Source organism: Rudaeicoccus suwonensis, assembly GCF_007829035.1.
Classification (GTDB): Bacteria; Actinomycetota; Actinomycetes; order Actinomycetales; family Dermatophilaceae; genus Rudaeicoccus; species Rudaeicoccus suwonensis.
In genome coordinates, this window is sequence record NZ_VIVQ01000001.1 from 1,620,746 (window position 1) to 1,641,852 (window position 21,107).

A 21,107-nucleotide genomic window follows, 5' to 3' on the forward strand; every position below is an offset into this window, starting at 1 on the left:
AGACTGGACGCATTCGGGTTGCGAGCCATCCTGCCGCGACCGACGCGAAACCCCTTGAAGGACACTGTGACTGCGATCGAGCCGCGCCCGGCCGACGGCCGCGCTTCGACCGACCAACCGCAGATGACGCAACGGCCGCGTGGGCAGGTGATCCGCGACTACGTCTCGTTGACCAAGCCGCGCATCATCGAGTTGCTGCTGGTGACGACCTTTCCGGTGATGTTTCTCGCAGACCGGGGGATCCCGTCGGTCTGGCTCATCTTGGCCACGCTTGTCGGCGGCTCGTTGTCGGCCGGCTCGGCCAATGCGCTGAACTGCTATCTCGACCGCGACATCGACCGGTTGATGCATCGCACCGAGGGCCGCCCGATGGCGACGGGTGTGATCTCGCCGCGGGCCGGCCTGACCTTCGGACTCGTGCTGTGCGCCGTGTCGGCCCTGTGGCTCGGCCTGCTGGTCAACTGGCTGTCGGCCGCCCTGTCGCTCGCTGCCGTCGTCCTGTATGTCGGTTTCTACACGATCCTGCTCAAACGTCGTACCTCGCAGAACATCGTCTGGGGCGGAGTCGCGGGCTGTATGCCGGCGCTCATCGGCTGGTCGGCGGTGACCAACTCGCTGAGTTGGTCGGCGCTGGTGCTGTTTCTCATCGTGTTCTTCTGGACTCCGCCGCACTACTGGCCGTTGTCGATGCGGTTTCGCGACGACTACGCCGCTGCCGGGGTGCCGATGCTGCCCGTGGTGGCCGAGGACGTCGCGGTCGGCCGGCAGATCGTGATCTACAGCTGGGTCACGGTCGCCACGACCTTGGTGCTCGTTCCCGTGGCGGACATGGGCGTGATCTACACCGTCGTTGCTCTTGGCGCGGGTGGCTTGTTCCTGGTCGAGGCACACCGACTGCTGCAGCGCGCGAAGGCAGGTGCGCCATACAGCGTGCTGAAGCCGATGCGGCTGTTCCACTACTCCATCAGCTATCTGACGCTGGTCTTCATCGCCGTCGCGATCGATCCGCTGCTGCACATCACCCTGCACTGAGCAGGAGTTCGGGCGGAACTGAAGCAGCTGAATCAAGGCAGTGGTTCTCGCTGAGGTGAGGGGCCGCGACACTGATCGGCGTGGCCTCTTGGGCCAATATTCGACGCTGTGGCGGCAACTGGCGTCCTGTCGTCGAAGATGACTCGGGTGGTCCCTCGGAGATTCGACGGTATGGCGGCTAAGAGATCGCGCGGGTAGGTGTTCGGCGTGGCGTTGCCGTGGGGCGGGCACGGTGTCTGTTACCAGTGTGATTTGTGAGAAAAACGCTGATCATCAGGATGCACCGTGCCCGCCATCGCCCTCCGTACGTCGCCGAATCGGCGACGTACGGGTGCCCGGACTGCCCCGGCACAGCGAGTGCATGGTCGAGATGACGATTACTTCCCAGTATCGCGACCGCGACCGGAAGTAATCGTCTTTCCAACCACCCCAGCGTTGCTAGCGTGGCGTATGTGGCGGGTGGGACTCACCGCGCGTGTCTGTTACCAGTGGGATCTCCGCGTCCGCACCGAACGACGCACCCAGGTCATCAACGCGTTCATCGCCTCATCAACGCGTTCATCGCCCTGGCCAAGACAATCACCATCACCCGACTCCTCATCCGCACCGCCTGGACCACCCACCGCTGGAACCCAGACCCACACACCGGCCATGACCTACCCGCGCAATCTCTAAAGGCGAGGCGCCCCGGCGTCGAATATCGCAGGAGGCGGGGTCGGGCCTTGCTGGAGACCGGCGCGGACTCTGTTCAGTCGCGTCGACGCAGGCTGAGGACCCCCCAGGTGACCGCAACGACGAGCAACGTGGCGCCGAGCATGTGGAACTCCACCAGGGTCGCCGGCACGCCGAGGAAGTACTGGGTGTACCCGAGAGCGCCCTGCAAGATCGTGATGATGAGCACCAGGGTCCAGGCGCGCTTGGGCAGCGGTTCGGACGCGACGAGCACACAGCACAGCAGCATTGCCACGACCAGTCCGCAGAACAGCATCACCGAGTCCGCGTGCAGCCACGCGATCGTGCGCACGGCGATGTGCAGTCGTGCAGGCTCCTTGGCGTCGCCGGAATGCGGGCCGGCGCCGGTGGTCATGGTTCCGAGCACCAGCACCACTGCACAGGCAGCACTGGTCGCCAGAGCGAGCCAGCGGACCTCGTGGCGGATGATCGGTGTGGCCCGTCCATCGCCCTCGTAGGACCGCCATACCAACCAGGCGGATGCAGACACGAGCACCATCGAGGCCAGGAAGTGGGTGGCCACGATCACGGGGTTGAGCTTCATCAGCACCGAGATGCCGCCGACCACAGCCTGTACCGCGATACCCACGAGGATGAGCACGACGGGCTGCCACAGATGCTTTCGGCCGCTGCCGCGTCGCATATCCAGGATGATGCCCACGAGCAGTGCGACGGCGACGATACTCACGACACTGGTGAGCATGCGATTGCTGAATTCGACGTACTTGTGCCACGTCTGAGCCTGGTGTGCCACGGGCGTCAGTGACCCGCTGACGCACTCTGGCCAGTCGGGGCACCCGAGACCGCTGCCGCTGAGTCGCACCAGTCCGCCCGTGAGCACGATGCCGATCTCGACGATCAGGTTAAGCCAGAACAGCCGCCGCAACCAACGGGACCCGGCGTCGTCGAGCGGGGCGGATTCCGGCACCGGCAAACGCATCAGTCGCTCCACTTGAAGAACCGTGCGGTCAGCGCAGTCGCCAGACCACCCCAGACCACAAGCACCAGCAAGGGCACGGCCAAGCGCACATCGTGTCCGTTCAGCGCGTCGCGAAGCCCGTTCCCGAGGGCACCGGACGGCAGCAGACGTATGGCGGTGCCCAGCGTCGTCGGCATCCGGTCGGTCGGATAGATCAGTCCGCCGCCGGCAGCAAGAAGAATCCAAATGAGGTTGGCGACGGCGAGCACCGCCTCTGCCCGCAGGACCCCGGCGATCAGCAGAGCGATCGACACCCAGGTCCAGGTGCCGACGACCATCAGGATCGCGGCCACCACGACACCGCTGAGATGCGGATGCCAGCCCAGGCACACGCCGAGAACCGACAGCAAGACCGTCTGGAGCAGCACGACGACGAAGACGGCGATCGCCTTGCCTGCCAGTAGGCCGGTGCGACCCAGCGGGGTCACACCGAACAACCGCAGAACGCCATAACGTCGGTCGAAGCCGGTCGCGATGGCCTGACCGGTGAATGCGGTGGAGACGATCGCGAGAGCCAGGACGCCCGGCACCACCAGGTCGATACGCCGACCGTGCCCGAGATTCGGTGTCTTGGTGATCGCGAGACCGATGAGCACCAACGCCGGGATGATGAGGGAGACGAGCAGTTGTTCTCCGTTGGACAACAGGGTTCGCGTCTCAAAGGCCGCTTGTGCCCGTGCCCTCGATGCCGTCGTGCTCATCGTGCGGTGTCCTTGCTGCGGCGGGTGAGGTCGAAGTATGTCTGTTCGAGGCCGACGGTGCCGCTCACGGTCGCGACGTCGCCCTGTGCCACGACCGAGCCGCCGGCGACGATGATGACCTGGTCGGCGAGGCGCTCGGCCTCTTCGAACGAGTGGGTCGTCACCACGATCGTCGTGCCGCGGTCGCGGTGTTCTCGCACGAGATCCCAGACGTCGAGCCGAGCATGCGGATCGAGGCCGGCGCTCGGCTCGTCGAGGAATGCGACCTTCGGGCGGCCTACGAGTGCGGCAGCCAAGGCGACGCGCTGTCGCTGACCACCGGACAGGCGCCGCAGGTTGGTTCGCTGGAAGTCACCGATACCGAGCGCGTCGACGAGGGCCGGAAGAGCGTCCGGCTCGTCATACAGCGCGGCCAGATGCTTCAGCAGACGTAGTGGCCTGACAGAACCGGGCAGGCCGCCGTCCTGCAGCATCACGCCGACTCGGGCACGATGCTCCGCCGAGGCGTGCCACGGGTCGGTGTCCAGCACCCGGATGGTTCCGGAGTCGGGGCGACGCAGGCCCTCGGCCATCTCCATGATGCTGGTCTTGCCGGCGCCGTTGGGCCCGAGAACACAGGTGATTGCTGCGGCCGGAGCCGCCCAACTCATCCGGTCAAGTGCCTGTTTGCTGCCGTAATGGTGGGTGACCTGATCAACCACCACAGTTTCGGCTTCAGTCACAGGGATCGATTCTAGGTGGCTTGAAAGTACTGCGGTTTCGCAGGGTCGGGACCTGAGTGCTCGGCAGTAAACTTATGTGAATTCTCTGTCATCGCGGGTGTAGGGGTGGGATCGATGGGATTTCGACGAGGCCGTCTGGTCACAGCTGGTGTGGTGTCGACCGTCATGGCAGCGGGGGCGGTCGGCATTTCGGCACCGGCGCATGCAGCGCTGTCGGCTCACCAGGCTGCGCATCACCAGAGTGCGCATCACGAGTTCGCCAGCCGCCAGTTCGCAAGTGCGTGCAGCGTCGACACCTTGATGAGCCGTATGACGCTGCAGCAGCGCGTGGGTCAGTTGTTCATGGTCGGAACACCGGCGACCGGTGCCTCGAGTGCGCTGCTCGCCGACATCGGCAGCTATCACATCGGCAATGCGTTCCTGTCCGGTCGCAGCTACGACGGCAAAGCGGCGCCATCGGCCACGACTGCTGCCATCCGTGGCCGGATGACGAGTGCCGCGACGTATGCCGTACGGCCCTTCGTCGGCACCGACCAGGAGGGTGGCGAAGTCCAGGTGCTGCAAGGCCCGGGCTTTTCCGCGATGCCCACGGCTCTGGCGCAGGGGCGGTGGGACTGGCAGACCGAGCAGGCCAACGCCGCCGCGTGGGGTGCGCAACTGAAGTCCGTGGGGGTGAATGTCGACCTTGCTCCGGTGGGGGACACCGTCGGAAGTGCCGCCGGTGCTGCCGCCAACCCGCCGATCGGACAGTTCCAGCGCGAATACTCCTACAACACGTCGGTGGTGACCTCGGATGTCGGATCGGTGATCCGCGGCATGCGTCTCGCGGGCGTCGACACCGCGACGAAGCACTTCCCGGGGCTGGGGTACGTGCACCAGAACACCGACACCTCCTCCTGGGTGCACGACACCGTGACCACCAAGACGGGTTCGATGATCCAGCCCTACAAGGAGGCCATCTCGCAGGGCGGCGCGTTCATCATGGTGTCCTCGGCGATCTACAACCACATCGACGCGTCCCAGCCGGCGGTGTTCTCCGCATCCACCATCGGCTGGTTGCGCAACACGCTCGGCTTCACCGGCCTGGTCATCAGTGACGACCTCGGCGATGCAGTGGCCATGTCGCCGTACTCCTACGGCACGCGTGCCGTGAACTTCTTCAATGCATACGGCGACGTCCTGCTCACGGTCGATCCGGCGTCGGTGCCCGCGATGGTGAGCGCTGTCGTGTCGCTCGCGCAGAACAATCATGAGTTCGCGAACAAGATCTGGACGGCGTCCGAGCGGGTTCTGATCGCCAAGCAGCAACTGGGTCTCTTGCCGGCCTGCTGACGGTTGTCGATGTGACTGGTCCCGAGGCGAGAGGGTGGGGCTCCGGGCTGGATGCCGGAGGTTAGGTTTGCCTGTCTGGAGACGTGATTGGTAATTACGTCACACTTGTGTTGTGAATATCGGACCTGCATCCACGGACGTGCGTACGCGCGACCGGGTGCTGCGCACGATTTCCGAACGTGGGCCGGTCACCGCAGCTGCTCTCGCGGAGACCCTCGGCCTCACCTCCGCCGCTGTGCGCCGACACCTTGAAGGACTGGCGGCCGAGGGCTTCGTGGAAGATCGAGAGCTTCCCCGTGTCGGTGGGCGCAAGCGTGGCCGCCCGGCACGAGCGTTCGTGGTCAGTGACAAGGGCCATGCGAGTCTGCGCAGCGACTACGCGTCCCTGGCCGCGTCCTTGTTGAAATTCCTCGACGAGACCGGCGGCGAGGAGGCGGTGACGCAATTCGCTCGCGAGCGTGCCGAGGCGCTCGCCACACGTGTCCGTCCGCGGGTCGATGCGGCAGGTCCCGACATCGGTGACCGCACGGCCGCCCTTGCGAAGGCGCTCACCGACGAAGGATTTGCTGCGACCACCCGGCCGGTCGGTGACGGAACACCGTTGGCCGGCGTGCAGTTGTGCCAAGGGCACTGCCCCGTGCAACACGTTGCGGCCGACTTCCCGCAGTTCTGCGATCAGGAGGCGAAGGCCTTCTCTTCGACCCTCGGCGTACACGTGCAGCGGCTCGCGTCATTGGCCCGCGGCGATCATGTGTGCACCACTTTCGTACCAACCGCCCCATCCCATGCGACTGAAAGGCATTCGCGATGAGCACCATCGAAGAGCTCAACCCGGGACTGAAGGACATCGGTCGTTATGAGTACGGCTGGGCCGACAGCGACGTCGCCGGCGCCAGTGCGAAGCGCGGTCTGTCGCCCGAGGTCGTCGCCGACATCTCCGGCCGCAAGTCGGAGCCGGACTGGATGCTGCAGCGCCGGCTGAAGGCCCTGCAGCTGTTCGACAAGAAGCCCATGCCGTCGTGGGGTTCGGACCTCACCGGCATCGACTTCCAGAACATCAAGTACTTCGTGAAGTCCACCGAGAAGCAAGCCACGTCGTGGGAGGAACTGCCCGAGGACATCAAGGCGACCTACGACAAGCTCGGCATCCCGGAGGCGGAGAAGCAGCGGCTGGTCGCCGGTGTGGCGGCGCAGTACGAATCCGAGGTCGTCTACCACCAGATCCGCGAGGACCTGGAGGAAAAGGGCGTCATCTTCGTCGACACCGACTCGGGTCTGCGCGAGCACGAGGACCTGTTCCGCGAGTACTTCGGCTCGGTGATCCCCTCCGGCGACAACAAGTTCGCCGCGCTCAACACCGCCGTGTGGTCGGGCGGTTCGTTCATCTACGTGCCCAAGGGCGTCCACGTCGACATCCCGCTGCAGGCGTATTTCCGCATCAACACCGAGAACATGGGCCAGTTCGAGCGGACCCTGATCATCGCGGACGAGGACTCCTACGTGCACTACGTGGAGGGCTGCACCGCGCCGATCTACAAGTCGGACTCGCTGCACTCGGCCGTGGTCGAGATCGTGGTCAAGAAGGGCGCCCGCGTGCGCTACACGACGATCCAGAACTGGTCGAACAACGTCTACAACCTGGTGACCAAGCGCGCGACCTGCGAGGCCGGCGCCACCATGGAGTGGATCGACGGCAACATCGGCTCGAAGGTGACGATGAAGTACCCCGCGGTCTTCCTGCTCGGTGAGCACGCACGCGGTGAGACCCTCTCGATCGCTTTCGCCGGCGAAGGACAGCACCAGGACGCCGGCTCCAAGATGGTGCACGCCGCGCCCAACACCAGCTCGACCATCGTGTCGAAGTCGGTGGCACGCGGCGGTGGACGCACGTCATACCGCGGGCTCGTGCAGATCCTCGAAGGTGCTCACGGCTCGAAGTCCAGCGTCGTGTGCGACGCGCTGCTGGTCGACCAGATCAGCCGCTCCGACACCTACCCGTATGTCGACGTCCGCGAGGACGACGTGCAGATGGGCCACGAGGCCACCGTCTCCAAGGTCAGCGAGGACCAGATGTTCTATCTGATGTCCCGCGGCATGACCGAGGAAGAAGCCATGGCGATGATCGTCCGCGGCTTCGTCGAGCCGATCGCTCGCGAGTTGCCGATGGAGTACGCCCTCGAACTCAACCGCCTCATCGAACTGCAGATGGAAGGAGCCGTCGGCTGATGTCGTTGCTGACGCCCGAAGCACGAACCCACACCGACCCGGCCGCCCAGGCCAGTGGTCAGCCCATCCCGGACCAGTCGCGCGCCGAACGCCGTACGTCCTTCGAAGTCGCCGACTTCGCGGTGCCGCACGGTCGTGAGGAGGAATGGCGGTTCACCCCCGTCGACCGGCTCACGAACCTGCTGTCCGACGCAGCCACCGACGAGGGCGCGGTCGAGATCACGACGACCGGCACCGAGGGTGTCGAGCTCGGCTCGTTGGCCGCCGGTCAGGCTCCCCGGGGCACCGTGCTGGTCCCCGCTGACCGCGCCGCGGTCGTCGCCTCTGCCAACAGTGGTGAAGCACTGCACGTCCGGATCCCGGCCGAAGCGCAGCTGACCGAACCCGTCCGCGTCCACGTGCACGGTCGTGGCGCCGGTCGGCGCAGCAACGCCCACCATGTCGTCGAGGCTCAGCGTCACAGCAAGTCCGTTGTCGTGCTGGAGCACACGGGTGCTTCTGACCACACCGGCAACCTCGAAGTCGTCGTCGGCGACGGAGCCGACCTGACCGTGGTCACCGTTCAGCAGTGGGACGACAGCGCGATCCACCTCGCGCAGCACGACGCGCTGGTCGGTCGGGATGCGGCATACCGCCACATCGCGGTCACCCTCGGCGGTGGCATCGTCCGCATCAACACCAACGTCCGGTATGCCGGGCCTGGTGGTGACGCGACGCTGCTCGGTGTCTACTTCGCCGATGCGGGCCAGCACCTCGAGCACCGCTCGTTCGTCGACCACAACGCCCCGCGGTGCACCTCGTTGGTGACGTACAAGGGTGCCCTGCAAGGGGATTCGGCCCACACCGTCTGGGTGGGGGATGTGCTGATCCGCGCCGAGGCCGAAGGCATCGAGACCTACGAGCTGAACCGCAACCTGGTGTTGACCGACGGCGCGCGTGCCGACTCGGTGCCGAACCTGGAGATCGAGACCGGCGACATCGCCGGTGCCGGGCATGCCTCCTCGACCGGTCGCTTCGATGACGAGCAGTTGTTCTACCTGCAGTCGCGGGGCATCCCCGAGGGCGAGGCACGGCGTCTGGTGGTGCGCGGATTCTTCGCCGACATCGTCGGCAAGATCGGTGTGCCGGAGGTCGTCGACCCGCTGATGACGGCGATCGAGGCGGAACTCGCCGCCGGGGCGCACTCGTGACCGGTTCTGCCGAAGTCAGCGACTTCGTCAGGGTCTGCGCTCTGCAGGAACTGCCGACTGTCGGTGCCGCTCGCGCCGAGATCGACGGCGTCCCCGTGGCCATCGTGCGGGTCGAGGACGGCTCCGTGCATGCGGTGAGCGACACCTGCTCGCACGCGAACGTCTCGTTGTCCGAAGGCGATGTCGAGGGCTGCACCATCGAGTGCTGGCTGCACGGGTCGCGTTTCGACCTGATCACCGGCGCGCCGACCGGTCTGCCGGCCACGCGCCCCATTGCTGTGTATCCCGTGAAGATCGACGGCGACGACGTCTACGTCTCCGTCGCAAGAGTTTGAGAGAAGAGCGAAAAGATATGTCAACGTTGGAGATTCGCGACCTGCACGTCACGGTCGACACCGAGCAGGGCACCAAGGAGATCCTCAAGGGCGTCAACCTGACGGTGAAGTCGGGCGAGACGCACGCGATCATGGGCCCCAATGGTTCGGGCAAGTCGACGCTGGCCTACAGCATCGCCGGCCACCCGAAGTACACCATCACCCAGGGAACCGTTACCCTCGACGGCGAGGACGTGCTGTCGATGAGTGTCGACGAGCGCGCGCGGGCGGGCATCTTCCTGGCGATGCAGTACCCGGTCGAGGTTCCTGGCGTGACCGTCGCCAACTTCCTGCGCACCGCCAAGACCGCGATCGACGGCGAAGCGCCGAAGCTGCGCACCTGGATCAAGGACGTCAAGGGCGCCATGAATCAGCTGCGCATGGACCCCGAGTTCGCCGAGCGCAATGTCAACGAGGGCTTCTCCGGTGGTGAGAAGAAGCGCCACGAGATCCTGCAGATGGAGCTGCTGCAGCCGAAGGTCGCGATCCTGGACGAGACCGACTCCGGCCTCGATGTTGACGCGCTGCGCATCGTCTCCGAGGGCGTGAACCGCGCCAAGGACGCCACCGACCTGGGTGTCCTGCTGATCACGCACTACACGCGGATCCTGCGCTACATCAAGCCCGACTTCGTGCACGTCTTCGTCGACGGCAAGGTCGCCGAAGAAGGCGGCCCGGAGCTCGCCGACCGGCTCGAGGCCGAGGGGTACGACCGGTTCGTGACCGCCGGCGCGAATTCCTGAGCTGGGGAACGACATTCGGGCCACTCGGAAGGAGTGTGTGCTGATGACTGATTTCGACATACAGGCATTGCGAGCGGACTTCCCGATCTTGTCCCGGACCGTCCGTGACGGCCGACCGCTGACCTATCTGGACTCCGGGGCGACCTCGCAGAAACCGCGCCAGGTGCTGGATGCCGAGCGCGAGTTCTACGAGCGGCACAACGCTGCCGTGCACCGTGGTGCCCACCAGTTGGCCGAAGAGGCGACCGACGAGTTCGAGTCTGCTCGTGCGACGGTCGCTGCTTTCGTCGGCGCAACCGCTGACGAGATCGTGTTCACCCGCAACGCGACGGAGGCGATCAACCTCGTCGCGTATGCGTGCAGCAACGCGAGTGTGCCCGGTGATCTCGGTATCCCCGGTGCCGACCCGGCCGTCACCGAGCGATTCCGCCTGGGCCCGGGTGACGAGATCGTCACCACGGTCATGGAGCACCACGCCAACCTCGTGCCCTGGCAGGAATTGGCACGTCGCACGGGTGCGACGTTGCGCTGGCTGGATGTCACCGACGGCGGAGAGCTCGACCTTGCGGGTCTGAACGACGTGGTCACCGATCGCACGAAGATCGTTGCGTTCACTCATGTTTCGAATGTGGTGGCGACGATCAATCCGGTTGCGGCACTGGTGGCACGGGCCCGTGAGGTCGGTGCGCTCACTGTGCTCGATGCGTGCCAGTCGGTTCCGCACCTGCCGGTGAACTTCGCCGGACTCGGCGTGGACTTCCTGGCGTTCAGCGGCCACAAGATGTTCGGTCCGTTCGGCGTCGGAGTCCTGGTCGGTCGCCACGAGCTTCTCGCTGCGATGCCGCCGTTCATCACCGGCGGCTCGATGATCGAGTTGGTGACGATGGAGCGGACGACGTATGCCGCACCGCCGCAACGCTTCGAGGCGGGTGTGCCCAACGAGGCGCAGGCCGTCGGCCTCGGTGCGGCGTGCGACTACCTCTCCGGTGTCGGCATGGACGTCGTTGCCGCGCACGATCGCGTCATCACCCAGGCTGTCCTGGACGGTCTGGCCGAGCGCGAGTGGGTCCGGGTGCTCGGCCCACTTGACGTCGAAAAGCGAACGGGTGCAGTGGCATTCGTCGTCGATGGTGTGCATCCGCACGATGTGGGTCAGATCCTGGACGACTCCGGAGTCGCGGTCCGCACGGGCCATCACTGCGCGTGGCCACTGCACCGCGCACTGGGGATTCCCGCATCGACTCGGGTGAGTTTTTCGGCATACACCACGTTGGACGAGGTGGCGACCTTCCTCGCGGCGCTCGACCGGGTACCGGCGATCTTCGGGGTGAGCGTCTGATGGACCTCTATCAGGAGCTGATCCTCGACCACTCCAAGCACCCGCAGCATGCAGGTCTGCGTGACCCGTTCGACTCGCAGGTGCATCACGTCAACACCACGTGCGGCGACGAGGTGACCTTGCGGGTGCACGTCGACGGCGACGACCGGCAGGCCCGGGTGCAGGACGTGTCGTATGACGCGATGGGCTGTTCGATCTCGGTGGCTTCGGCATCGGTGCTCGCCGAGGAGGTCATCGGCCACACGGTGGACGAGAGCCTGCAGACCTTCGACGCCATGCGCGCGATGCTGACGTCCAAGGGTCAGGACCCCGGCGACGAGGACCTCATCGGCGACGGTGTCGCCTTCGCGGGTGTCGCTAAGTACCCGGCGCGGGTCAAATGCGCTCTGTTGCCGTGGACGGCATACACCGACGCGTTGATCCAGGCCGGCGTGAACATCATTGAAGAGCAAGCGAACTGAAGGAAGATTTCATGTCTGACACGGCCACACCGCCCAGCTCGGGCACGGCTACGTCGCCCGTCTCCTCCGCTGCGGATGCGGTCACGCCGGTGCCTGCTGCTGCCACGGAGCCGGCAACTCCGGTGACCGCCCCCAGCCCGGAGCCGGCAGCTCCGGAGACGTCGGCTGCTTCAGAGCCGGTGGCACCGGTCGCCGCTGCACCCGCCGACTCGGGCACGCCTATCGCCTCCGAAGCAGGTGCGTCATCCGTTCCTGCTCCCGCTGCTGCACCCTCGACGGACGGAGCGAAGCCGGCCGGTTCGGCTGGTCCGGGCGTTGGCACTCCGCCCAATGTGGCGGATCTCGAAGAAGCCATGCGCGATGTCGTCGACCCCGAACTCGGCATCAACGTCGTCGACCTGGGGCTCATCTACGGCATCACCGTCGACGCAGAGGCGCACGCGGTCATCGACATGACGCTGACGTCCGCCGCCTGCCCGCTGACCGACGTCATCGAGGACCAGACGGCCGGCGCACTGGAGGGTCTGGTGGCGTCACATCGGATCAACTGGGTGTGGATGCCGCCGTGGGGCCCGGACCAGATCACGCCGGACGGCCGCGAGATGCTGCGGTCGATGGGCTTCAACATCTGAATCGAGCCACCGTCATACGGCTCGTGGAACATCTTGCGAAGGGATTGTCGAAGTGATCACCGCACAGGGGGTCGAACTGCGTGTTGGATCACGAATCCTGTTGCAGAACGCCACGTTTCGAGTCGCACCGGGCGACCGGGTCGGACTCGTGGGCCGCAACGGCGCTGGTAAGACCACGCTGACCAAGGTGCTCGCCGGCCAGGGTGAGGCGGCGGCCGGACAGGTGACCTCGTCCGGCGAAGTGGGCTACTTGCCGCAGGACCCGCGCACCGGCGACCTGACGATCCTTGCGCGCGACCGGATCCTGTCCGCGCGTGGTCTGGACACGATCCTGCGCGACCTGCGCAAGGCCGAGACGGCGATGGCCGACGAGGACGACGAGCGTCGCGAAAGAGCGATGCGTCGGTATGCGCGGCTGGATGCGGAATTCCTCGGCAAGGGCGGGTACGCCGCGGAGTCCGAGGCGGCGTCGTTGGCGACCTCGCTGGGGCTGCCGGACCGGATCCTCGACCAGCCGTTGCAGACGCTGTCCGGTGGTCAGCGCCGCCGCGTCGAGCTCACCCGAATCCTGTTCTCCGGTGCCGAAACTCTGCTGCTCGACGAACCCACCAACCACCTGGATGCCGACTCGATCGCCTGGCTGCGCGACTACCTCAAGGCGTATGCCGGGGGATTGATCATCATCAGTCACGACGTGGAAATGCTGGAAACCGTCGTCACGCGGGTCTTCCACCTGGACGCCAACCGTGGCGAACTCGACCTCTACAACGTGGGCTGGAAGTCCTACCTGCAGCAACGCGAAACCGATGAACGTCGCCGCAAACGCGAGCGGCAGAACGCCGAGAAAAAGGCGTCGGCGTTGCTGGCTCAGGCCGAGAAGATGCGGTACAAAGCGACCAAGGCGACCGCTGCACAGAACATGATCCGGCGCGCGGAGCGCATGCTCGACTCCGCCGAAGGGGCGCGTCAGCAGGATCGCGTTGCCAAGCTGCGGTTCCCGACGCCGGCCGCCTGCGGCAAGACACCGCTCACCGCCGAAGGTCTGTCCCGGTCCTATGGATCACTGGAGATCTTCACCGATGTCGACCTGGCGATCGACCGCGGATCGCGTGTCGTGGTTCTCGGCCTGAATGGCGCCGGCAAGACCACGCTGTTGCGCATTCTGTCCGGAATGGATTCTCCTGACACGGGATCGGTGATTCCGGGTCACGGCCTCAAGCTGGGCTACTACGCGCAGGAGCACGAGAATCTCTCGCTCGATCGCTCGGTGCTCGACAACATGAAGTCCGCTGCCCCTGAACTGGGAGAGACCGAGACGCGCAAGGTGCTCGGCTCCTTCTTGTTCAGCGGTGACGACGTCGAAAAGCCTGCGGGTGTGCTGTCCGGTGGCGAGAAGACGCGACTGTCGCTGGCGCTGTTGGTCGTCTCCGCGGCGAACGTCCTGCTGCTCGATGAACCGACCAACAACCTCGACCCGGCATCGCGGGAGGAAATCCTTTCTGCGCTACGCGGATTCGAGGGTGCCGTCGTGCTCGTGACGCACGACGCGGGCGCGGTCGAGGCGTTGGAGCCCGAGCGTGTGCTGCTGCTCCCCGACGGCGTCGAGGACCTCTGGAACCGCGACTACGCGGACCTGATCGAACTCGCCTGACGGGCGCAAGGGAGTAGTTCGTAGATGGCGATGCACGGCGGCTGGATGATGATGCGTTCGCTGTCCCAGGACGATGCGGCGAAGCACGCCAAACTCAAGCCGGGTACGACCAAGCGCGTGCTGGGATATGCGGCGCCATACCGACGTTCGATCATCGTCTTCTTGGTGCTGGTGGTCTTCGACGCACTGCTGGTGGTCGCAACTCCGTTGATACTCAAGGAGATTGTCGACAGGGGAGTCGGGCACAAGGACACCCGCATCGTGGTGTGGCTCGCCGTGCTGGCCGGCATCGTGGCGATCGTGGACGCCGGTCTCGGCATCGTCGAACGCTGGATCTCGGCACGTCTGGGCGAAGGTCTGATCTACGACCTGCGTGGTGAAGTGTTCTCGCACGTGCAGCGCCAACCGATCGCCTTCTTCACCCGGGCGCAGACCGGCGCGTTGGTGACCCGGCTGAACTCGGACGTCATCGGTGCGCAGACCGCGTTCACCTCGGTGATGTCGAACGTCGTGTCCAATGTCGTCAGCGTCGCCGTCATCCTGGTCGCGATGGCGGCGCTGTCGTGGCAGATCACGCTTGCCTCGCTGCTGCTGGTGCCCTTCTTCCTCATCCCGACCCGCATCCTGGGTCGCAAGCTCGCCGGGCTGACTCGTGGCCAGATGGTCGAGAACGCCGATCTCGGCGCGCGGATGACCGAGCGCTTCAACGTCGCCGGCGCGCTGTTGGTGAAGCTGTTCGGCCGTCCCGACGAGGAAGACCGTGAGTATGCCGAACGTGCTGCGCGGGTACGGGATTTCGGCGTCAGCATCGCCGTGCAGCGAGCGGTCTTCCTGGTGGGTCTGACACTGCTCGCGACGCTCGCGACAGCGATCGTCTACGGCATGGGTGGCGTCATGGCGGTGCGCGGCGAACTGACCGTCGGCACCCTGCTGGCGTTGGCTGCGCTGCTTGGACGGCTCTACTCTCCACTGACCCAGTTGTCGAGCGTGCGCATCGACATCATGACCGCTCTGGTGTCCTTCGAGCGGGTCTTCGAGGTGCTGGATCTCAAGCCGCTGGTGCGCGAAATCGACCGTCCCACAAGGCTTCCCGAAGGACCGCTGGCGGTCGAGATGACCAATGTGTCGTTCCGCTACCCGATGGCGGACGAGATCTCGATCGCCTCGCTGGAAACCGTGCTCAGTCGAGACAAGGGTGACGGCGACACCGTGCTGAGGGGCGTGTCGTTCACTGCGGCTCCAGGGCAGATGGTCGCCCTCGTCGGTCCATCCGGCGCCGGCAAGACCACCACCGTCGGGCTTCTCTCGCGCCTCTACGACCCGACGTCGGGGGTTGTCCGCGTCGGTGGAGTCGACCTGCGCGAGGCGGCGCTGGAATCGGTGCGTGACCGTATCGGTGTGGTGACCCAGGAAGCCCACATGTTCCACGACACGATCCGCGCAAACCTGTTGTACGCACGTCCCGAGGCGACGGAGGCCGAGGTGGAGCAGGCATTGCGCGATGCGCAGGTGTGGGACCTGGTCAGCCGGCTGCCCTACGGTCTCGACACCCTGGTGGGCGACCGCGGTCACCGGCTCTCCGGTGGCGAGAAGCAGCGCCTGGCCATCGCGCGGCTGCTCTTGAAGGAACCATCGGTGATCGTCCTGGACGAGGCGACCGCCCACCTCGACAGCGAGTCGGAGGTTGCTGTGCAGCGCGCACTCGACACGGCTCTGCGTGGACGCACCTCGATCGTGATCGCCCACCGGTTGTCGACGGTGCGCGACGCTGACCAGATCCTCGTCGTCGACGGCGGGCGGATCGTCGAACGCGGCGGCCACGAGGAACTCCTCAGGGCGGGCGGCGTGTATGCCGAGTTGTACCGCACCCAGTTCCGTGAGGAGCCGTCGGCGGATCTACCGTGACGTCCATGACTACACCTCTGGTTCATCGTGGCGTCGAGGCCGGCGTCGCGACGCTGACGCTGGACAACCCGCGCAATCGCAACGCGCTCAGCCGTCAACTGGTCGCCGAGCTCTTGGACGGCCTGGCCGCCGCCGAAGCCGACGACTCGGTGCGGGTGGTCGTGCTGCGCGCGGAGGGCCCGAGCTTCTGCTCCGGAGCCGATCTCGCCGAAGCCAGCACGGACGGTATGGCGCAAGGCGCGCAACAGCTGATCGACATACAGCGCGCGATCGTGGCCGCAACCAAGCCGGTGGTCGTGCGGTTGCACGGTCCGGTGCGCGCGGGCGGGCTGGGCATTGTCGGTGCCGCGGACATCGTGATCTCTGCGGACACAGTGAGTTTCGCGTTCACCGAAGCGCTGCTCGGTCTGGCACCGGCGGCGATCTCCCTGACGACGCTGCCCCGACTGACCAGCCGCGCCGCTGCGCGCAGCTTCCTCACCGGTCAGACCTTCGACGCTGCCGCAGCCGTGCAGATGGGGCTCATCTCCGAGGCGGTGGCTCCGGACGTGCTGGACGCTGCGGTCGATGCCGTCGTCGCCGACCTGCTGCTGGCGAGCCCCCAGGGCCTGCGCGAGACCAAGGCGCTGCTCAGCGGGTCACTCATCGCCGACATCGACGCGCGTCGTGACGACGTGGCGGCGCAGTCTGCCCGACTGTTCGCATCGGACGAGGCACGCGCGGCCATGCAGGCCTTCCTGCAGCGGCGCAAGAAAGCCTGAAAGCGGGCGCAGGAAGGCTCGAAAGCCCAGCTGTCACAACGTTGTTGCCACGGCATCCGGCATACGTCGCCGGCTGTTTGTCAGGCGTCTTCTTCGTCCCAGATGCGGACCTTCTTGGGCCGCTTGGCCCGCGGACCGTTGACCATCTCGTCGTGCTCGCGTCGGCAACGCTCGAGCACGAAGATCACGCCGCCGATCATCGCCGCCCACCACTGCAGGGCGTAGCTGAAGTTGATACCGGCATAAGAGCCCGGGTCGGGCGCGGGGAGCGGGTCCGGCCGGGCGGGGGATGCACCCGAGGCGGTCGTCTCCGAGCGCATCAACACGTAGACCTGGGAGTACATCGTCTCGCCGGTGATCTGCTCGATCTCGGGAATGTTGATCGAGGCGACCTGACCGGGCACCGGCTTCTTCTCCTCGTTCGCCTCGCCCGGCTGCACCCAGCCGATGACGGTGACCGTGCCGGACGGTGTGGGCGGGATCGAGTTGGGGGCTGCAGCGGTGTTGCCGTTAGGGATCCAGCCGCGGTCGACCAGGACCGTCGATCCGTCGGTCTGCTCGAACGGTATGACGACCTCGTACCCGTAATACGTGTCGTTGGGCCGATTGCGCACCAGCAGCAGTTTCGAGCTGTCGTAGCTGCCGGTGAGTTTGACCTGGGTCCACTTGTCGCGTTTGTTCAGCGTGGACTGCTCGGTGGGCAGCACGACGCCGATCGGCTTGGGGGTGGCGTTGTAGTTGTCGGACACCTGGTGCTGCAACAGTGACTTCGACTCGTACCGCCCCCACTGCCACATGCCGAGGTAGTAACTGACGACTCCCGCCAGGATCGACAGCAGTAACCAGGTCATCCAACGACGAGTCAGGAGCAGGCGGAACACGCCCTTGACGCTACCGCCGTAGTCTGGGGACCTATGAGCAACCTCCGACCAGTGTCACCCGGGCTGCCGGACGGCTTCGGTCGTGTGGCGACCGACCTGCGTGTGTCGGTCACCGACCGCTGCAACCTGCGGTGCTCGTACTGCATGCCCGCGGAGGGCCTGGACTGGCTGCCGAAACCGGAGATGCTCACCGACGACGAACTTGTCCGGGTCATCAGCGTCTTCGTCCGGCTCGGCGTGACGTCCATCCGGTTCACCGGAGGTGAGCCGTTGCTGCGGCGGTCGCTGGTCGATGTCGTGCGTCGGGTCGGCGAACTCACCCCACGCCCACGTATGGCGATGACTTCCAACGCGATCGGTCTCGACCGGCTCGCGGCGCCGTTGGCCGAGGCGGGGCTCGATCGGATCAACATCTCCCTGGACACCTCGTCGCCCGAGCGCTTCGCCGAACTCACCCGGCGTGACCGGTTCCACGACGTGGAGCGGGGCATCAAGGCTGCCCAGGACGCCGGTCTTGCGCCGGTGAAGATCAACGCCGTCGCCATGCGCGACCCGAGTGGGCGCGACGACCCGGCGCAGTTGCTGCAGTGGTGCCTGGATCGCGGCCTCGACCTGCGCTTCATCGAGCAGATGCCGCTCGATGCCCAGCACGCCTGGGATCGTGAGTCGATGATGACGTCCGACGAGCTACGGGAGTTGCTCGAAGCGCGGTTCACCCTCACCCCGTTACCCGACGAGAGCCGTGGGAGCGCTCCTGCCCGGCTGTTCCTGGTCGACGGCGGTCCTGCGACCGTCGGAGTAATCGCGAGCGTCAGCGAGCCGTTCTGCGCCGCCTGTGACCGGGTCCGGCTGACCGCCGACGGTCAGGTGCGCAACTGCCTGTTCGCGCGCACCGAAGACGACCTGCGCGCACCGCTGCGGGAGGGCGCATCCGACGAGGAACTTGCCGCCTTAATACAGCGGACCATGATGCGCAAGGCACGCGGTCACGGGATAGGTGAGCCGACGTTCCGGCAGCCGGACCGGCCGATGTCCAGCATCGGCGGCTGACCCATTCGCACGGGTTGGTGCGGTCGGGCCGGGTCGGCCGGGGCTTGGGATGGTCGCGGTCAGTCGAGTTCGTCGACGCCGACCACGGTCAGCGGAAATCCGCGCATGCTGAGGAATTGCGACAGTGACTCACGATGCGCGTCGCACGCGAGCCAGATCTTGCGTCGATCATCGGTGTGGATCCGGGGATTGCGCCATACGAGCCCGTGGACGGCACGCTGACCGCAATCCTTTGCGCTGCAGACGAGTTCGCGGTCTGACGCTGCGCTGGTCACGACTTGGTGTGGCTGCTGTCCGTGGAGCGGCGCGGTGCGTTGATGTGACGCACCCAATCGACCGGGCTGCGTCGGCCCATGACCTGGACCCGCTTCTGGTTGGCCGCATTGGCGCCGATCACGGCGATCTCGGGCAGAATCACGGCCAGCACCACACAGACCCACCGGGCCGGCCCGTCGAGCAGGAACGCCAGGATGAAGGCCAGCGTCCGGATGCCCATCGCGATCAGGTAGTTGCGCATCCTGATGTTCTGGTCGTGTTTGCGAGCCAGCGGAAGGTTGGTCGCCGACGGCACCGGTGACGGTTCAGGGTGACGGGGCATTGGTCCACTTTAGGCGCCGTAACTGAGGTGGGTGCGCCTCGGAGGTGCTGCATCGTCATTTTCTTGCGCAAGCAGCGACGTCGTGGCGTCGGAATCGGCGTTGTCGGTGCCTCGCCGTGGTCCGGCCGCTTCCTGTTACCGGCCGGTAGTCATCTAGCCTGAACCGCTGGATCTGGTTTCGTCAGCCACGGCAGAGGGAAGGTAGCGAATGTCGCAGTCACGGGGAGTGCTCATCACGGGCGGGAACCGGGGGATCGGTCGGGCGATCGCGGAGGCCTTCATCGCAGCCGGCGATCGTGTCGTTGTGACCTCTCGTGGTGGCGACGGACCCGAGGGTGCGCACGTGGTCACGTGTGACGTGACCGACACCGCATCCGTGGACGCAGCCTTCACGGCGGCCGAGGAGTTCCTCGGTGGTCCCGTCGAGGTGGTCGTCGCCAACGCCGGCATCACCAAGGACACCCTGCTGATGCGGATGAGCGACGAGGATTTCGACGCCGTCATCGACACCAACCTGGCCGGCGCTTTTCGCTGCGCCCGGCGCGCATCGAAGGGGATGATCCGTCTCAAGCGCGGCCGAATCATCTTCATCTCCAGCGTGGTTGGGCTGTATGGCGGACCGGGTCAGGCCAACTACGCGTCGTCCAAAGCCGGCCTGGTCGGGCTGGCCCGATCGATCACCCGCGAGCTGGGCAAACGCTCGATCACCGCGAACGTCGTCTCGCCCGGCTTCATCGAGACCGACATGACCGGCGAACTGCCCGAAGCGCAGCGCGCGGCGTATGTCGAGGCAATCCCCGCCGGCCGGATGGCCCGCCCGGAGGAGGTCGCAGCGGTGGTGCGCTTCCTCGCATCCGACGACGCGGCATACATCTCCGGTGCGGTCATCCCCGTCGACGGTGGTCTCGGGATGGGCCATTGACCTGCGCCGACCCGGTGCACTGACTGAATTTCGAGTAATTCCACACCTTTACACACCAGGAGCGGACTCATGGCGGGCATCGTCGAGGGCAAGAAACTGCTGATCACCGGCATCACGATGGAGTCGTCGATCGCCTTCCACGTCGCGCGCATCGCGCAGGAGCAGGGCGCCGAAGTCGTCATCAGCTCGTTCGGGCGGGTCATGCGCATCACCCAGACGATCAGCAAGCGGCTGCCGGTGACGCCCGAACTGGTGCAGCTGGATGTCACCGACGACGACGACCTTTCATCGCTGGCGGACCGTCTGCGTGCCGTCGGTTTCGACTCGCTCGACGGTGTGCTGCACTCCATCGGCTTCGCTCCGCCCGGCGCCTTCAACTTCATGGAAGGCACGTGGGAGGACGCCTCGACCGCGCTGCACGCCTCGGCATACTCCCTGAAATCCCTTGCCACTGCGGCACTTCCGCTGATGACGAGCGGCTCGTCGCTGGTGGGTCTGACGTTCGACGCGAAGTTCGCCTGGCCGGTCTACGACTGGATGGGAGTGGCGAAGGCGGCCTTCGAGTCGACCAACCGCTATCTGGCGCGCGACCTCGGCGCCCACGGAATCCGGTCGAATCTCGTTGCGGCAGGCCCGATTCGGACCACCGCCGCGAAGTCGATCCCCGGCTTCGAGCAGTTCGAACGCGTGTGGGGTGACCGCGCGCCGCTCGGCTGGGACATCACCGATCCGACCCCGGCGGCACGGGCCTGCGTGGCGCTGATGTCCGGCTGGTTCCCGGCAACGACGGGCGAGATCGTGCACGTCGACGGCGGCGTCCACGCGATGGGCCAGTAGCTCGCAAGGCCGGCCACGCCACTGACCTGAGCGTGCTGT

The 21,107-nt window shown here is 66.0% G+C and carries 22 protein-coding genes; 16 read left to right on the forward strand and 6 right to left on the reverse strand.

Annotation, left to right across the window (positions count from 1 at the left end):
* Positions 1-66: 66 nt before the first annotated feature.
* Positions 67-1,032, forward strand: a complete 966-nt coding sequence (locus tag BKA23_RS07405; protein ID WP_145226868.1) for a heme o synthase — start codon at positions 67-69, stop codon at positions 1,030-1,032.
* Between the two features lie 748 nt (positions 1,033-1,780).
* Here BKA23_RS07405 and BKA23_RS07410 read toward each other — a convergent pair.
* Genes BKA23_RS07410 through BKA23_RS07420 form a run of 3 tightly spaced genes read right to left on the reverse strand, consistent with a single transcriptional unit; the run spans position 1,781 to position 4,094 of the window.
* On the reverse strand, positions 1,781-2,704 hold the full coding sequence (locus BKA23_RS07410; protein ID WP_145226870.1) for a COX15/CtaA family protein: 924 nt from the start codon (positions 2,702-2,704) through the stop codon (positions 1,781-1,783).
* Positions 2,704-3,444, reverse strand: coding sequence for an ABC transporter permease (locus tag BKA23_RS07415; RefSeq protein WP_145226872.1), 741 nt, complete (start codon positions 3,442-3,444; stop codon positions 2,704-2,706). Before BKA23_RS07415 ends, BKA23_RS07410 begins: the two co-directional genes overlap by 1 nt.
* Positions 3,441-4,094: an ABC transporter ATP-binding protein gene (locus tag BKA23_RS07420; RefSeq protein WP_145228321.1), complete on the reverse strand. Its 654-nt coding sequence runs from the start codon at positions 4,092-4,094 to the stop codon at positions 3,441-3,443. Before BKA23_RS07420 ends, BKA23_RS07415 begins: the two co-directional genes overlap by 4 nt.
* A gap of 186 nt (positions 4,095-4,280) precedes the next feature.
* Between BKA23_RS07420 and BKA23_RS07425 the strand changes: the two genes are divergently transcribed.
* The 12 genes from BKA23_RS07425 to BKA23_RS07480 all read left to right on the forward strand — a co-directional run bounded on the left by BKA23_RS07425 (position 4,281) and on the right by BKA23_RS07480 (position 16,780).
* Entirely contained in the window at positions 4,281-5,498 is a 1,218-nt protein-coding gene (locus BKA23_RS07425) for a glycoside hydrolase family 3 N-terminal domain-containing protein (RefSeq protein WP_145226874.1), read from the forward strand.
* Positions 5,499-5,610: 112 nt separating this feature from the next.
* Positions 5,611-6,309: a helix-turn-helix transcriptional regulator gene (locus tag BKA23_RS07430; protein ID WP_145226876.1), complete on the forward strand. Its 699-nt coding sequence runs from the start codon at positions 5,611-5,613 to the stop codon at positions 6,307-6,309.
* Positions 6,306-7,724, forward strand: a complete 1,419-nt coding sequence (gene sufB, locus BKA23_RS07435) for a Fe-S cluster assembly protein SufB (RefSeq protein ID WP_145226878.1) — start codon at positions 6,306-6,308, stop codon at positions 7,722-7,724. The genes BKA23_RS07430 and sufB overlap by 4 nt, the downstream gene beginning before the upstream one ends.
* Positions 7,724-8,914, forward strand: a complete 1,191-nt coding sequence (gene sufD, locus BKA23_RS07440) for a Fe-S cluster assembly protein SufD (RefSeq protein WP_145226880.1) — start codon at positions 7,724-7,726, stop codon at positions 8,912-8,914. The genes sufB and sufD overlap by 1 nt, the downstream gene beginning before the upstream one ends.
* Positions 8,911-9,249 carry a non-heme iron oxygenase ferredoxin subunit gene (locus tag BKA23_RS07445; protein WP_145226882.1) on the forward strand — a complete coding sequence of 113 codons (339 nt, stop codon included), beginning with the start codon at positions 8,911-8,913 and terminating at the stop codon, positions 9,247-9,249. Before sufD ends, BKA23_RS07445 begins: the two co-directional genes overlap by 4 nt.
* A gap of 17 nt (positions 9,250-9,266) precedes the next feature.
* Positions 9,267-10,031 carry a Fe-S cluster assembly ATPase SufC gene (gene sufC / locus BKA23_RS07450; RefSeq protein ID WP_145226884.1) on the forward strand — a complete coding sequence of 255 codons (765 nt, stop codon included), beginning with the start codon at positions 9,267-9,269 and terminating at the stop codon, positions 10,029-10,031.
* A 43-nt stretch (positions 10,032-10,074) separates the two neighbouring features.
* Positions 10,075-11,370: an aminotransferase class V-fold PLP-dependent enzyme gene (locus BKA23_RS07455; RefSeq protein WP_145226886.1), complete on the forward strand. Its 1,296-nt coding sequence runs from the start codon at positions 10,075-10,077 to the stop codon at positions 11,368-11,370.
* The gene (sufU, locus tag BKA23_RS07460; RefSeq protein ID WP_145226888.1) at positions 11,370-11,831 is read left to right on the forward strand and encodes a Fe-S cluster assembly sulfur transfer protein SufU; all 462 of its coding nucleotides are present in this window, start codon (positions 11,370-11,372) and stop codon (positions 11,829-11,831) included. Before BKA23_RS07455 ends, sufU begins: the two co-directional genes overlap by 1 nt.
* Before the next feature lie 332 nt (positions 11,832-12,163).
* On the forward strand, positions 12,164-12,463 hold the full coding sequence (locus BKA23_RS17785) for a metal-sulfur cluster assembly factor (protein WP_281287557.1): 300 nt from the start codon (positions 12,164-12,166) through the stop codon (positions 12,461-12,463).
* 52 nt (positions 12,464-12,515) lie between these two features.
* The gene (locus BKA23_RS07470; protein WP_145226890.1) at positions 12,516-14,114 is read left to right on the forward strand and encodes an ABC-F family ATP-binding cassette domain-containing protein; all 1,599 of its coding nucleotides are present in this window, start codon (positions 12,516-12,518) and stop codon (positions 14,112-14,114) included.
* Between the two features lie 24 nt (positions 14,115-14,138).
* Entirely contained in the window at positions 14,139-16,019 is a 1,881-nt protein-coding gene (locus BKA23_RS07475) for an ABC transporter ATP-binding protein (protein ID WP_145226892.1), read from the forward strand.
* 5 nt (positions 16,020-16,024) lie between these two features.
* Positions 16,025-16,780 (forward strand): enoyl-CoA hydratase family protein, encoded by a 756-nt coding sequence (locus BKA23_RS07480; protein WP_145226894.1) that lies wholly within the window; start codon positions 16,025-16,027, stop codon positions 16,778-16,780.
* 80 nt (positions 16,781-16,860) lie between these two features.
* On the opposite strand, the gene BKA23_RS07485 is transcribed toward BKA23_RS07480, so the two are convergent.
* Entirely contained in the window at positions 16,861-17,661 is an 801-nt protein-coding gene (locus BKA23_RS07485; protein WP_145226896.1) for an SURF1 family cytochrome oxidase biogenesis protein, read from the reverse strand.
* Between the two features lie 33 nt (positions 17,662-17,694).
* Here BKA23_RS07485 and moaA point away from each other — a divergent pair, with 33 nt between their 5' ends.
* A complete protein-coding gene (gene moaA / locus BKA23_RS07490; protein ID WP_145226898.1) occupies positions 17,695-18,711 on the forward strand; it encodes a GTP 3',8-cyclase MoaA in 1,017 nt (338 codons plus the stop codon).
* 59 nt (positions 18,712-18,770) lie between these two features.
* On the opposite strand, the gene BKA23_RS07495 is transcribed toward moaA, so the two are convergent.
* A complete protein-coding gene (locus tag BKA23_RS07495; protein ID WP_145226900.1) occupies positions 18,771-18,986 on the reverse strand; it encodes a hypothetical protein in 216 nt (71 codons plus the stop codon).
* Positions 18,983-19,309, reverse strand: a complete 327-nt coding sequence (locus BKA23_RS07500) for a DUF3099 domain-containing protein (protein ID WP_145226901.1) — start codon at positions 19,307-19,309, stop codon at positions 18,983-18,985. The genes BKA23_RS07495 and BKA23_RS07500 overlap by 4 nt, the downstream gene beginning before the upstream one ends.
* Positions 19,310-19,517: 208 nt before the next feature.
* On the opposite strand from BKA23_RS07500, the gene fabG reads away from it, so the two are divergent.
* Together fabG and fabI are read left to right on the forward strand one after the other, a co-directional pair.
* Positions 19,518-20,231, forward strand: coding sequence for a 3-oxoacyl-ACP reductase FabG (gene fabG, locus BKA23_RS07505; RefSeq protein ID WP_145226903.1), 714 nt, complete (start codon positions 19,518-19,520; stop codon positions 20,229-20,231).
* 69 nt (positions 20,232-20,300) lie between these two features.
* On the forward strand, positions 20,301-21,068 hold the full coding sequence (gene fabI / locus BKA23_RS07510) for an enoyl-ACP reductase FabI (RefSeq protein WP_145226905.1): 768 nt from the start codon (positions 20,301-20,303) through the stop codon (positions 21,066-21,068).
* Positions 21,069-21,107: the final 39 nt, after the last annotated feature.